Source organism: Acidimicrobiales bacterium (genome assembly GCA_035316325.1).
GTDB lineage: Bacteria > Actinomycetota > Acidimicrobiia > Acidimicrobiales > VFJN01 > DASXTK01.
In genome coordinates this window covers 15424-28520 of record DATHJB010000062.1, presented here as the reverse complement: position 1 = coordinate 28520, position 13097 = coordinate 15424, and the positions used below count along the sequence as shown (strand labels likewise).

16 protein-coding genes are annotated in these 13097 nt (G+C 72.0%); 1 reads left to right on the top strand and 15 read right to left on the bottom strand.

Translation table 11 applies throughout. From position 1 onward, the window contains the following. The 14 genes from VK611_08795 to VK611_08730 all read right to left on the bottom strand — a co-directional run. Positions 1-807 (bottom strand): hypothetical protein (locus VK611_08795; GenBank protein HMG41415.1); only part of this gene is annotated, 807 nt, incomplete at its 3' end. A 301-nt stretch (positions 808-1108) separates the two neighbouring features. After that, complete coding sequence (locus tag VK611_08790) at positions 1109-1534, bottom strand: pilus assembly protein TadG-related protein (protein HMG41414.1); 426 nt, start codon at positions 1532-1534, stop codon at positions 1109-1111. Between the two features lie 2 nt (positions 1535-1536). Continuing rightward, positions 1537-1962 carry a TadE family protein gene (locus VK611_08785; GenBank protein HMG41413.1) on the bottom strand — a complete coding sequence of 142 codons (426 nt, stop codon included), beginning with the start codon at positions 1960-1962 and terminating at the stop codon, positions 1537-1539. Beyond that, positions 1959-2315, bottom strand: a complete 357-nt coding sequence (locus VK611_08780) for a TadE/TadG family type IV pilus assembly protein (protein ID HMG41412.1) — start codon at positions 2313-2315, stop codon at positions 1959-1961. The genes VK611_08785 and VK611_08780 overlap by 4 nt, the downstream gene beginning before the upstream one ends. A 62-nt stretch (positions 2316-2377) precedes the next feature. Next, positions 2378-2581 (bottom strand): hypothetical protein, encoded by a 204-nt coding sequence (locus VK611_08775; protein HMG41411.1) that lies wholly within the window; start codon positions 2579-2581, stop codon positions 2378-2380. A 71-nt stretch (positions 2582-2652) separates the two neighbouring features. Then, positions 2653-3534 (bottom strand): type II secretion system F family protein, encoded by an 882-nt coding sequence (locus tag VK611_08770; GenBank protein HMG41410.1) that lies wholly within the window; start codon positions 3532-3534, stop codon positions 2653-2655. Further along, complete coding sequence (locus tag VK611_08765; GenBank protein ID HMG41409.1) at positions 3531-4418, bottom strand: hypothetical protein; 888 nt, start codon at positions 4416-4418, stop codon at positions 3531-3533. Before VK611_08765 ends, VK611_08770 begins: the two co-directional genes overlap by 4 nt. Then, positions 4406-5746: an ATPase, T2SS/T4P/T4SS family gene (locus VK611_08760; GenBank protein HMG41408.1), complete on the bottom strand. Its 1341-nt coding sequence runs from the start codon at positions 5744-5746 to the stop codon at positions 4406-4408. Before VK611_08760 ends, VK611_08765 begins: the two co-directional genes overlap by 13 nt. Positions 5747-5939: 193 nt before the next feature. Then, entirely contained in the window at positions 5940-7259 is a 1320-nt protein-coding gene (locus tag VK611_08755; protein HMG41407.1) for a hypothetical protein, read from the bottom strand. Between the two features lie 4 nt (positions 7260-7263). After that, entirely contained in the window at positions 7264-8064 is an 801-nt protein-coding gene (locus VK611_08750; GenBank protein ID HMG41406.1) for an SAF domain-containing protein, read from the bottom strand. After that, the gene (locus VK611_08745; protein HMG41405.1) at positions 8061-8426 is read right to left on the bottom strand and encodes a hypothetical protein; all 366 of its coding nucleotides are present in this window, start codon (positions 8424-8426) and stop codon (positions 8061-8063) included. Before VK611_08745 ends, VK611_08750 begins: the two co-directional genes overlap by 4 nt. A gap of 62 nt (positions 8427-8488) precedes the next feature. Continuing rightward, on the bottom strand, positions 8489-9388 hold the full coding sequence (locus tag VK611_08740; protein ID HMG41404.1) for a hypothetical protein: 900 nt from the start codon (positions 9386-9388) through the stop codon (positions 8489-8491). Between the two features lie 8 nt (positions 9389-9396). Beyond that, positions 9397-9975, bottom strand: coding sequence for a hypothetical protein (locus tag VK611_08735; GenBank protein HMG41403.1), 579 nt, complete (start codon positions 9973-9975; stop codon positions 9397-9399). Between the two features lie 574 nt (positions 9976-10549). Then, the gene (locus VK611_08730) at positions 10550-11164 is read right to left on the bottom strand and encodes a TetR/AcrR family transcriptional regulator C-terminal domain-containing protein (protein ID HMG41402.1); all 615 of its coding nucleotides are present in this window, start codon (positions 11162-11164) and stop codon (positions 10550-10552) included. Positions 11165-11192: 28 nt separating this feature from the next. On the opposite strand from VK611_08730, the gene VK611_08725 reads away from it, so the two are divergent. Beyond that, entirely contained in the window at positions 11193-11726 is a 534-nt protein-coding gene (locus VK611_08725; GenBank protein ID HMG41401.1) for a GNAT family N-acetyltransferase, read from the top strand. Positions 11727-11757: 31 nt separating this feature from the next. Here the strand turns inward: VK611_08725 and VK611_08720 are convergent, their stop codons facing one another. Next, complete coding sequence (locus tag VK611_08720) at positions 11758-13071, bottom strand: hypothetical protein (protein ID HMG41400.1); 1314 nt, start codon at positions 13069-13071, stop codon at positions 11758-11760. Positions 13072-13097: the final 26 nt, after the last annotated feature.

Genomic DNA, 13097 nt, shown 5'->3' with positions numbered 1-13097 from the left:
GGTGCCCGCCGGCGCGGCCGAGGCCGGCGCCGTGAGCGGCTCCGGCGGCAACGACGTGTTGAGCTGCGGCGACAGCGGCGCCGCCGGCCCGCCCACCGGCAGGATGATCCGCCAGCCGACGTCGAGCCGGTCCTCGCCGTGGGCCATGGTGCGCCCCGCGGCGACGGCGCGGCCGACGTTGCGGTCGCGGATCTCCCGCCAGCGCATGCCGCTGCCCAGGTGCTCCTCGGCCAGGCCCCAGAACGTGTCGCCCCGGGTGACCTCGTAGATCTGCTCCTGACGGGACGCCTGCGGCACCGACGTGACCGAGGACGCGGCCGTGGTCGGCACGGACGTCGACGGCGTGGCGCCGGATGCCGGAGGGGCCGGCGGGGCGGGCGGCACGACGAAGCCGGGGTCGGCGGAGCGCAGCGCCGGGTCCTCCGGCTGCTCCATCTCCTGCAGGGCAGCGAGCGGGGCGGCCGCCGACATGCGCACGCCACCCAGGCTCGACACCACCAGCGCCGCCGAGGCAACCAGGCTGCGGGCCATCAGCTGGGCGCCGGGCCAGACACGGGCGTGCCGGGCGACGCGGCCCTGCACCAGAGCCATCGTCTCGGCGCCGAGCGCCCAGGCCAGCTGTGCCCAGGCGATCCACACGACGACGGCGAGCCCGTTGATGATCACGTCGATCGGCACGCCGTCGCGCTCGAAGACGTCGCTGATGCCCTCCGACGTGGGCACCTTGGTCGGCAACGGCCAACCCACGAACACGGCCAGCGCCACGGGTACGCCGACGAGCACGGCGACGATCGTGAGCAGGCTCACGACCGAGCCGAGGCGCGTTGCTACCCGCGACCCCAAGTTGACCTGTGGGTACATCGGTTCGCGACCACCTGCCCGCACGTTCACGTTCGAAACACTTCCCGAACTCCGGATGGAATCCCCCCATCCTGGGTTGGATCCGGCGTCCATATCAACGCCCTCGGCGGGACGAGTGTGTGACAGTCTCGGCGGCGGGGAGGTCGAGCCCGATTGAGGTAGCGGCGCCGCCGAGCCCGCTTGGGGCGGCGGCGGGGGGGGTCGGAATGGGTGACAACTGCGCGGGTCTCGGCATCGGCGGTCGCTCCTAGCTGCCCGTCTCGACGCCCCGCAGGGCGGTCGCCGACTCGTCGGCGGTGATGGCCTGCGCTTCGATGGGCAGCATCTTGGGGTTGTGGGTGAGGGTGACGGTCACGGTGACGGTGTTGCCGTCCACCTCGATGGCACCGGTGCCCGGGTGGCCGGCGGCGGCGAGGTAGTTGCTCGCCAGCTCCTCCGCCTCGGCCGGGTCGATGACGACGTCGCCCGTGTCGTACAGCTCCGCCTGGTCGACGGCCTGGGCGCCCGCACGGGCGGCGCCGCTCGCCAGGTTGCTCGCCTCGATGTAGGTGGAGATCTTCCCGCCGCCGTCGACCACCAGGCCGGTCACGAACAGCAGTGCCGTGGCCAGGATGGCGACGTAGGTGGTCACCACCCCCCGGTCGTCCCGGAGCCGGTCGACGAGGCGGCGCATCCTCAGCCGGTCCCCCGGTAGCGGTCGACGACCTCGGTCGACTCGGCGGTGAAGGTCTGGCTCCCGGGGACCCCCGGCAGGGCGACGTTGGAGACGTCCGCCGTGCACGACACCGAGACGGACACGGTGCCGTCCGGCCCGAGATCGATGGCGGTGATGTCGACGTCGGCCGGCGTGCACGTCAGCCCGCCGTTCTTCAGGTTCTGCTCCGCGGCCTGCTGGGCCGCAGCGCCGGCGGTCGCCTCGTCGCCCTGCAGCGACGCCGCCCGGGCCGCGGCGTGGGCCGCGGAGAGCACCTGGTGCTGGGCGTCGGTCACCCGCCCGGCGAAGATCACCAGCATCAGCAGCATGAACAGCACGGGAGCGACGATCGCCATCTCGGTCGCCACCGACCCCCGGTCGCCCCGATCGACCCTGCCCCGGCTCACCGCTCCGGCTCCGGGACGAACTCCTCCATCGGGGCGGTGGCGCTGGCCGACACGGTCGACGTGCCGATCGGCACCAGCGGGTTGAAGCTGCCCTCCACCGTGACCGTGACCTGGTCGGCGCCGACCTCCACGTTGACCACCGGCGCCGGGACGCCCTCGCCCAGCGGGACGTTCTCGAGGAAGTCACCCGCCGCCGCCTCGCCGGCCGCCTCGCTACCGCCGAGCTCGGCTGCAGCCGCCGCGCCCTGCCGGGCTGCGGCGGCGGCCCGCTGCTTGTAGTGGTAGTAGAGGCCGGCCTGCACGACGATCAGCGTCAGTCCCAGCAGGACGGGGAAGATCATCGCGGTCATCAGGGCGCTGCTGCCCCGGTCGCCTCGGCCTCGAACCCGCCCTCGAACCCGCCCTCGACGCTGTGTCAGGGCGTCGGGATGTCGGCCTGCCAGTCGCCGATGTTGGTGGCGAGAAACGTGGCCAGCGCGACCGCGGCGACGCCCACCAGCGCGGTGATGATGGCCATCTCGGTCGAGATCGCCCCGCTGTCGTCGCGCGACACCATCTGCCGCCGGCTGACGAACCAGGCGCCGAGCCGCAGCTGCAGCTCCTTCACATGACCTCTCATATCGATCCTCCTCGTCGTGGGTGTGCTGTTCGCGTGGTGTCGCAGGGCCGCGGGGACGGCCGTGCCCGGTGTCATCCACCGACGTTGCCGATGCTGACCACCGCCGGATACCCCAGGAAGGCGATGAACGACAGCAGCAGCAGGCCGACGGGCAGGGCCATCCGCTCGGTGGCGGTGTCGGCCTCGCCCTCCGTTTCGATGATCTGCTGGGCGCGCAGGGCGTCCGCCTTGGCGACCAGCGACGAGCGGATGCGCGCCCCCTGGCTGCCGGTCAGCGAGATCGAGGCCGAAAGCTCGGTCAGCTCGATGATCCCCAGCTCCTCGCCCAGCGTCGCGAACGCCTCGGCGATCGAGCGCTGCGAGCTGCGAGCCGACGCCAGCGCGTTGCGGATCTCGGCGAAGGCCCAGCCCCCGCCGCTGTCGGCCGCGGTGTGCAGCGCCGCCTCGGGCCCGGACCCCGCGGCCAGCATCACGTTGACGATGTCGAGGTAGGCGCCGTAGGCGTGCCGGAAGGCCTTGCGGGCGTCGGCGGCCTCGCTGCTGAGGATCAGCTCGGGCACCAGGAAGCCACCCAGCGCCGCCCCCACGGCCAGGAGCACCACGAACCCGGCACCCAGGCCGAGGAGCGCCAGCAGCAGACCGGCCACCGCACCGAACACCAACGCCATCGTGAGCTTCGACAGGACGTGCTGGTCGACGGTCTTGCGGGCGACGCGCAGGTCGGCGGAACGGCGGATCGGGTCGGCCCCCAGCGACCGGAGCAGCTCGACGATCTGCACCACGATCCGCTGCTCGAACACGCTGCGCTGCGACGCGACGGGCAGGAGCGCGGGCCGTCCCGGCGAAGCCAGAGTGTCGCCGACGTCGCTCAGGCTCGTGCGGGCGCTGATGGCCCGCACGATCAGCCAGATCCCCAGTCCACACCCGGCCCCCAGCAGCGCGATCGTACTCATCGCACACCGGCCGTCCGTCTCGTCCGGCGGGGGGTGAAGCGCTCGGGCAGCTCGATCTGGCTCATGCGGTCGATGACCACGGCGCCGGAGGCGAACAGCACGCCGACGACGACCAGCCACAGCTGCCCCTGCACCGAGCCGTAGGGCTCGAGGAAGTCGCCGCTGATGAACCGGATCAGGACGATCGTGAACAGGAACACCCCGAGGATGATCCGCCCGGACGTGTGGACCGTGTTCCGGCTCGCCTCCACCCGCAGGTGCATGCGGGTCTCGTCGCGGGTCATCGAGGCCAGCCGGGTGAGCACGCCGACGAAGTCGCTGCCCTCACCGCTGGCCGCCATCGACAGCGACGCCACCACCAGGTCGGACGACGGGTGGTCGAGCTCGTCGCCGAACGCCGCCAGCGCCTCGGTGAGCGGCTGCTCGCTGCGACGGCGGGCGTCGAGCAACCCGACCTCCCGGCGGATCTGCACCGGGGCGATCGGCACGGTGGCGGCGATCGCCTCCTCGACGCCGTCGGCGGCCGCCATCGTGTCGCGCAGCATCTCGGTCCAGGTGGCGATGGCCTGCGTCTTGGCGATCCACTCGCCCCGGGCGCCCTGACCGCCGAACATGCGGGGCAGCATCACCGCCGCGCACAGCGCGACGAGGCCTGCCGCGAACCAGCCCGTGGCCAGCCAGATGACCGCCCCGATCGTCCCGGCGACCAGCCACGTGCGTCCCCGGGTCGACTTCTGACCCGCCCGGCGCCGCTCGACGCCGTGGTGGCCCTCGTCGTCGCCCCCGAACACCGCCCGGCCGCGGAGGCCGGCGATGATCAGCAGGAGGCCGATGCCGACGCCGGCACCCAGCAGCAGCATCAGGGCGAAGGTCAACGTCGCCACCAGCCGTTGGGGTTGTCGCGCAACGAGAGGTCGTAGCCGTGCTCGTGCAGCACGCGCTCGGTCCCCTGGCGCAGGCGGGCGGCCGGCACGGCGCGGCCGACGGGGTCGGGCGCCCAGATCTCGTTGGAGATCACCTGGTTGCCCTCGGCGCCCACCACCTCACGGATGCTCTGCACCCGCCGTCGCGACGGGTGTCCGTGGTCCCAGGCGAGGTACACGACGAAGTGCACGGCGTTGGCCACCAGCATGGCGGTGACCTCCGGCTGGAAGCCCTGGTCGGTCATCGCCGCGTACATGGCCAGGCGGTCGAACACGTTCGCCGAGCTCATCGCGTGGATGGTGCACATCGAGCCCTCGTCGCCGGCGCTCATGGCCTTGAGCATCGGGATGACCTCGTCGCCCCGGGCCTCGCCGACGATCACCCGGCCGCGCATCCGCAGGGCCTGGTGGACCGCCTCGGACAGGGTGAACGAACCGTTGCCCTCGCTGTTGGGCGGGCGGGCCTCGATCGACTCGACGTCGGGGTGCAGGTCCGTGAAGCGCTCGATGCCGAGCTCCAGCGAGTCCTCGACGGTGATGATCCGCTCGTCGGACGGGATCTCGTTGATGAGGCAGCGCAGGTTGGTGGTCTTGCCCAGGCCCTTGCCGCCGCCGATGATCACGTTGAACCCGCTGCGCACCACGACGCTGAGGAACTCGACGATCGACCGGTCCATCACGTCGTGCTCCTCCATCTGGGAGAGCCGGGTGAAGTCGGAGAAGTTGTGGCAGCGGATGTCGATCACCGGGCGACCGGTGACCTCGCGCAGGGCGTGGAGGCGCGATCCGTCCGGCAGCTGCAGGTCGAGGGCGACCTCCTCCCGGTCCCAGCGACGCTCGCTGCGGCCGACCCGCCGGGCCTGGCGGGAGATCATGTCGATGAGCGAGGCGTCGTCGGAGGCGGCCTTCGGGCCACGGAACTTGCTGCCGTCGGCCCGGTGCACCCACACGCTGTCGTGGCCCCCGACGTGGATGTCGACCACCTCGGGGTCGTCGATGAGCGGCTGCAGCGCGCCGAGGCCGTAGAGGCGGTTGTGCACCTCGCGGGCCAGTGCCTCCTCGAGGCTCGCCGGCAGGGGCAGGCGGCCGTCGTTGTAGGCGGCCGAGCGCCACTCGGCCAGCACCTCGTTGATGACCTGCATGCCGAGGGCGCGCTCGTCCTCGAAGGGCAGGCCCGCACCGTCGTCGCCGCGCAGCTCGGTGATGCGCCTGGTCAAGCGCTGCCCCGCCACGTCGTGCAGATCGTCGGCAAGCAGGTCGTCCACGGCGTGGCCCAACAGTCCGCTCATGCGTCGATCCGTCGCGACCGGAGAGCAGGCCCCAACCTGACCTCGGGGCCTCCGAGAACATCAGCGAACAGGTCCGCCTGGTCTCGCGTTGCGGCGCTGTGCTGCCCGAGGCCCCGCTGCCGAGCAGGTGCCCGACAGCCAAATGCCGGACTCGTGGGCTGCACGAACCCTCTGTCCGCGGGGCCTCCCAGTCTCATCTCTGCCCTCCACGCCAGAGGCTGCGGGTCCTCGGCTGGTGACCCTGGCGCAGCTCGCCGGGGTGCGAGTCGCCCGACGTCGGGCGGGACGGCGGGGGCGGCGTGCCCGGGAACGACCGCCCGCCGCGGGGGCCCGGGATGTCGACCACGGGGTGGCCGCCGGTGTTGAGGGTGCTGGGCCAGATCGCACCCTGCGACCCCGAGTCGGTGAGCGGATCCCAGCCCTCCGAGTCGTCGGACATGGGCGTCGGGCCGGTGGTCGTGGTGAAGGAACGCCGCTGCGACGGGCCGACGCTGGCCCGGTTGCCGTACGGCGGCCCCGCCGGTGCCGGCGACACCGGCGGGGCCGGAGGCGGTGGCCCCTGGCGGCGCGGACGTTGGTGCTGCGGCTGCTGGGGTGGCGGCAGCGGTTGCGGTTGCGGCTGGCCGGGTGCCCCGATCGCCGGCGTCGGGCCGGCACGGGTGCCCATCGGCGTGGGCCGGGGCGGTGGCGGTGTCTCCGACGGGAGCTGCACCGGCGGGCGGCGGCGGCGACGGCCGGAGGTCAGCTCGCCCATGGGACGGCGGCCGGTGCCGATGGCGTCGTAGTCGGAGCCGTCGCCGTGGATGGGCAGGCCCATGCGGTCGACCAGCTCGTCGACGAACGTGCGCACCGAGCGGACCAGCGGTGAGCGACGCAGGCCCCGGCTGCTGCCGCCGAAGGTGAGGACGCCGGCGGCCCGGGGATCGTCGGCGATCACGCCGTGCACGGTGATGCCCAGCTGCTGGGAGATCTCCGACGGGCTGTGCGGACGGTCGCCCACCAGCACCAGGCCGGCCGAGCGCACCTCGTTGTGGAGCGACCGGAAGCGGTGGGCCACCGGGTACAGCTCCTCGGCCCGGGGACGGGTGACGATGAGGGTCTCGTCGGACATCTGTACCAGCGGCCAGTTGACGTCCTGCACGCCGAGGCGCCCGCAGTCGACGATCACGTCGATGCCGTCGAGCTGGCGGCACCACTGGGCCAGGGAGCCCGCGGCATCGCGGAGGATGCGACTGGTCACCTCACCCGACTCGGGCGCGACGACGACCGGCAGGTCGCCCGGCAGCATCTGGCTGTGCGCCCACAGGGCATCGGGCGGGGCATCGCGGCGCACCGCCGCGGCCAGGCCGGCCAGCCCCGGCGTGCGACCCAGGCGGTAGCGGACCGCCAGGGCACCACCCGAGGGGTCGGCCTCGATCAGGGCGACGGGACGGGGCCAGCAGGCCGCCGCGAGCACCGCCAGGGTGCTCGCACCGGGAGCTGCCCGAACCGAGGTCACACACACCAGAGCCATGGGCTTACCGCCTCACCTGGACGAGTTGGACGGGGTTGTCGCCGACGGTGGACTGAGCCAACGCCTCGGCTTCTTGTTCGCTGGCCTTCAAGGAGACCCACCAGCGCTCGGACTGACCGGCTGATTCGTCGAGCTTCTCGACCTCGACCACGACGGCGCCCTGGACGACTGTCTCGGGCTGGTCGCCGGAGAGGCCCTCGCCGGCGATGACGTTCACGATGTCGCCGGTGGCCAGGTTGCGGGTGGGGAGCTGGCCGATCTCGAGCTCGAAGCCGACCACGCCCTCGCCGTCGCCGGCGATCTGCTGCGGGTCGGCGAACTGCCGCTTGGTCAGGATGGTGCCGGCGCCGAGGTCGGCCAGAGCGGCCATGCCCAGCAGCTCCTCCTCGTCGCCGTCACGGACGTAGGCGATGGCGCTGTCGGAGCCGACGTAGACCACCTTGAGGTCGTCCTCGGTGAGGACGTGGCCGCGGTCGATGTCGCCGTCGAGCGTGACCACCGGGGTGCGCTCCCGGCCGGCAGCGGCGATGAGCACCGCCCCGAGGGCGCAGCCGGCGACGAGGAAGATGCCGAGCACCAGCTCGGGGACCCTCCGGCGGCTGCTGGCGCCCGGTGGCTCCACCCGGAGGCCGCCACCTGCGCCCGCCAGGCCGCCAAGGGTGCTGCTCAACCCCGGTGGGGGTGGCGGCGGCGGTGCGGGCGCGGCGGGGGCGCCGGCGGCGTGCCCGGGAGCGGGCGGCACCATCGTCGGGTCGAGCCGGGACGCGCCGTTGCCGGGGCCGGAGCCGCTGTCGCGAACCTTCATGGGCGAGGCCTCCGCAGGGGCGAGCGATGCACGGCGAGCGATTCGAGCGCGGCGACCGCGGTGCGGGCCGACCGCACCGGACGGACGCCGGTCAGCCGCAGGACGCCCTCGTCGGCGCCGTGACGGCCCCGGGCGGCGCGGCCTCGGCGGGTGGAGCGGATCGTCGGGTCGAGGGGGCGGGGCGTGCGGTGGGGAGTCGGGATGCGAACCTCGACCTTCCGGCGGGACGGCCGATGCTCGGCCGTCGTCTCGTCCCGCCGCCCGAGGAGGTCCCGCTGCTCGGGGGTCAGGTGGATCGGCCCGGCCGCCTCCCGGGGCCGGTGCCCCCGACAGGTGTCGAACAGGCGCGCCCCAACCGCCACCTCGTCGGCGTCTCGGCTGGTTCGTATGCGGGTGCAGTGGTTCATGCGCTCACGTGGAGGGTTCAGGGGCTGCTACTCACAACCGCTTGGACTTCGGCGACGACGATGCAGGCCGTCGAGGTCATCGGGACGGTGCCCAGGTCCTCGGGCTCGGTGACGTTGGAGTCCCAACTGAGGTTCCAATAGACCGTGACGGAGGCGTCGAAGCAGGGTTCGCCGGTGGTCGGGTGGTCGCTGGGCTGGCCGGCCGACGAGTGCTGCGGCGTCCACCCACAGCTACCGGCCGCCTCCGGGTTGGCAGGATCGAACGCAACCCCAGCCGTGGCGCCACAGTTCTCGGTGTCGGTCTCACCCCTCAACTCATCCCGGATCCGCCACGTCTGCCTCACCGCTGTCGCCGTCACCCGTGCGGTCACGGTCCCGGCACTGGCCTCCTGCCACAGCGGCTCGTCCGGCCAGTTCGTCAACCAGAAGTAGGTCCGCAACTGCGCGGTCGTCCCCACCCCCGGCGCCGGCGCCATCCGCGCATTCGGATACGGCAAGACCAACCTCTCCCGCGCCTGCTGCGCCAACCACTCAGGCGAGACCGGATCCCCCACCGCCGGCGTCCACTGGATCACGTCGTCTATGACGATCTGACCAATGGCGTCTCGGCAGGCTCGAGCGACGGTGATCGGCTGTTGACCAGTGGCGTCGTACTCAGTCTCGAGCTGAGACCGTGTGACTGGATCATTGCCGCCTCCGGATACCCGAGTGAGCAAGCAGGTGATGGTCGCACCGCCTCCACCACCTCCACTGCCCTCGCCTCCCTCGTTGCCTGGCCCGCCTGTCTCCTCGAAGGCTCCAACCTCCGCACCATCGCCAAGCAGGTCACCCCAAGACTCCGTGTCCTCTGGGGCCTGCGCACGGACCGGGAGGGCGGCAGCAACAGAGATACCGCCACCGAGCAGCAACGCGAGCAATGACCCTGTCAATCGACGGCGCACCCGGTCACCCCCTCTTCACGACTGTCCTGCCGTCGCTCAGCGAGTTTCCACACGCCGTCGACCTTGCGCATCGCCTCGGCCGCCCGGTAGGTCCGCACCCCTGAATCGAGCACCTCACCGGTGGCGACAACGATGCGCTCGCTGTCCTCGACGGTGCACACCTCGAGGAAGGCCACCTCTTGACCGTCGACGACTTCGAACCGAATCGACTCCACCTCGATGCGCCTCTGTGAATCATCCGGGTAGCGCTGGGCGACTCCCGTCCGCTCCATGCCGGAGGCGGTTTCGACCAGGCGATCGAACATCAGCCCGGTGAAGGTTTCGACCAACTCGGGAAGATCGGGATTCGGGGCCGGAGCGGCAAGAGCATCGGCCCATGCATCCGCCGCGGCTTCGCGGGCGGTTATTACCTCGTTGCGGGCGGCTTCTTCGGGGTTGAGGGTTGTGGTGGTGGGGTCGGCTTCGGTGGTGGTGGTGCGGGGTTGTTGCTCGGCGTCGTTGTCGTCGCCGCTGCAGGCGGACACCACAAGGGACAGCGCTCCACCGAGCACCGTCGCCGTCATCGCTCGCCTCGTCCTCCCGCTCACGAGCTCCGTCCCCATCGCTCCGGCAGTCGCAGCCCTCGCGCAACTGCCGCCGACCATTCCCCACCTGACCCCACCGTGGAACCTGGTTCTGTCATCCATCCGCAACTTCCGGAGCGCGACCGGCCGACGCCGAGCGGGACAGGTGCGCGGAGAGGTGAGCGAGGCGGCCGGGCGACCAGCCACGGCCTGGTGTCTTGCCCTCCTGGATCCATGCGAACTGCCCGCTGGGTGTCGGTATGTGCTCCCCTTGTGCTGCCCGAGCAACATCCTCCCCAACGTGGCCGCACCTCCTCGGTCCGTGCACGTCCGGACTGTTGTACACCCCGCGGACACCCCCTGTAAGCGGGGATCGACACAAAACGTTCAAATTTCGTCGGTTTTCACCCAGCCGACACCGTTTGCGGCAATTCGTACCCCAAAAACCACCCTCTGCAGCCAATTTCCCCCACGACCACTACAACTGATCCCCCAACCCTACGCTCCCGCGCCCCGCCAAGATTACGAATGCCCGACGACGATGGCGGCGTCCCGGCGTCACCTCGACGGAGGATCACCGTCCGAGCGGAGAGCCGAGACCGGCGATCAGGGCGTCGAGGCTGAAGGTGAAGTGGTGGTCGGATCGGGCGTGGGTGAACTCGGATCGGTTGCGGTCGAGGAAGGGGTAGCGGGCCGGGTCGTTCCGGAGCGGGGCCATCAGACGGCGAGGGGCTGTGGCCAGGCCGTCGTGGAGCTCGGCTCGCACCAGGACGTAGGCGAACACGGCGTTGACGGCGGCGACCGCGGGCGCGCCCGACAGGCCCGAGGCGGACGCCGCCGCCAACAGCGCTTCGACCACGTCGAGCCACGCCGGCAGCTCCGTCCAGTGCAGCACCACGTAGGACGCGACGCCCGGCAGCCCACGCAGGTAGGCGTACGCATCCACCGCCCACGACCGCAACACATCGGTAAGGGGACCGACGGGTGAGGGAAGCGAAGGGGCGGCGGCGTTGGCGACCAGGAGGCGCAGGCGGTTGGCGTCGGGAGCCAGGCGGTAGAGGGCCATCGGGGAGACGCCGAGCTCCTCGGCGACCGAGCGCACGGTCACCGCCGGCCAGCCGGCCCGGCGGATCACCCGGATGCCGGCCGCGGCGAGCGCTGCCTCGTCGAAGGCCTGGGCTCTTGCCATAACTCTACGAGTGTATAGATTTACCCACGTGGCGATCATCCGGCCGGCGACGCACGACGACATCCCGGCGCTCACCGCGATCCAGAACGCCCTCCTCGACACCACTACCTACGAGTGGACCGAGACCCCGCACACCGTCGACGAGCGCTGTGCCTGGCTGGAAACCCAAGCGGCGCACGGCTACCCCACGCTCGTGGCCACCGACGGCGACGACAACGACGACAGCCACGACGGCACCGTCGTCGGCTGGGCCGCCTACGGCGACTTCCGCGACTGCCGGAAGTGGCCGGGCTACCGGTTCACCGTGGAGCACACGGTGCACGTCAGCGAGAGCCACTGGGGGAAGGGCATCGGGCGCGCCCTCGTCGACGCCCTCGCCGACCACGCCCGCCACGCCGGCAAGCGGGTGATGGTCGCCGGCATCGACGGCAGCAACGTCCGCTCCGTCGACTTCCACGCCCGCCTCGGGTTCCACGAGGTCGCGCGCCTGCCCGGCATCGGCGAGAAGTGGGGCCGACGCCTCGACCTGGTCCTGATGCAACGGGAGATCGCCCACCCCTAGCGCAGGACCGGGCGACCTCCCGACTGCACCTCTATTCCGTCACGGCGAGCATGCGGTCCACGAGATCGTGTGCCGTGGCCTGTAGCGCAGCGCTCGTGGGTGCGAGCACCGCACACGCCGTCTCCCAAGCCAGCTGCCACATGTCGTCCGTCTCGCTCGGGTCGTCCGCCTCCGCCAGAGCATGTGGTTCCTCCATCGACTCTGTCTCGACTACAGGGCTGGAGTCCCTCCTCTCACCTCCGATCGACGCGGCTGTGCAGCCACGACCGAGGCCATGTCCGTGGCCGTGGCCCGTCGGGCCCGACGGATGGGCGGGCAGGTCAGTGCCCGCACCCTCCGACGAAAGGTCCGTCGTGTCGAGGACCGCCGTCGCACCGGCACCGGCACCGGTACCGGCACCGGCACCAGGACCGGCACTCGCCGGGCCCGAGCTGGTCACCACCAGCCCGGTGAGCATCGGCAGGTCCGGCAGCTTCAGGGTGGTCCACTCGGCGGTCAACGGGTCGATCTTCGGCTTGGTCCGCCCCTCCACCGCGCCGACCACGATGTCGGACCCCGCCGGCGCCTCCGTCCGGAGCACCAGCGGCGTCGACTCCTCGATCATCACCGCCGCCGTCTGCACCGGGCCCATGGGCGAGTCGAGCATCCCGGCCGCCGCCTCCCGCCGGGCGGCGTCACGCACCGCCACCCAGGCCATGGCGCCCGCGGCGTCGGCCGCGGCGTCGCAGGCGGCGTCCCAGATGGGCGCCTCGACCCGACCCGGAGCCACCGGGTCGGCGGTGCTCCACACCACGGCCCGCGCCGCGCTCCCCGCCGCACCCCAGGTGGCATCGGCGATGGCGGACCAGACGGCACCGGCGGTGCCCCAGTCGTGCGCGGCGACGACCGCGTCCGCGGAACGCCACGCCATGTCGCGCTCGGCCCGGGCAGCACGGCTGGCGGCCCGCACGGTGGGCCACACCTTGGCGACGTCGCCCTCGCAGCGCACCGGCGGCAGCTGGGTGAGCCGTGAGGCGTGACCGCGCATGCCCGCGGCGGCGAGCCAGGCCGGGGCGTACCACCGCACCAGCCAGTCGGCCGCCATCCACTGCCGCATCCGCTCGTCGGCCCGCCGGCCACGTGACCCGACGAGACGCCATATATATCGACGCAAGGACTGACGCGCGGCGTCGTCCAACCCGTCGTTCCAGGCGATCATCCACTCGGTGATCGCCGGGGACGCGCACCGTGGCCGCTCGGACCACGCCTCACCCCCGGCGAAGGCGACCGCCTCCATCGTGGAGAAGCCCTTCCCGGGATGGTTGCTGCCTCGCGCGAGCACGAGACGACCGAGGTCCAGGCTCATCTCGTCTTCTCCTCCCTCGCACCGGC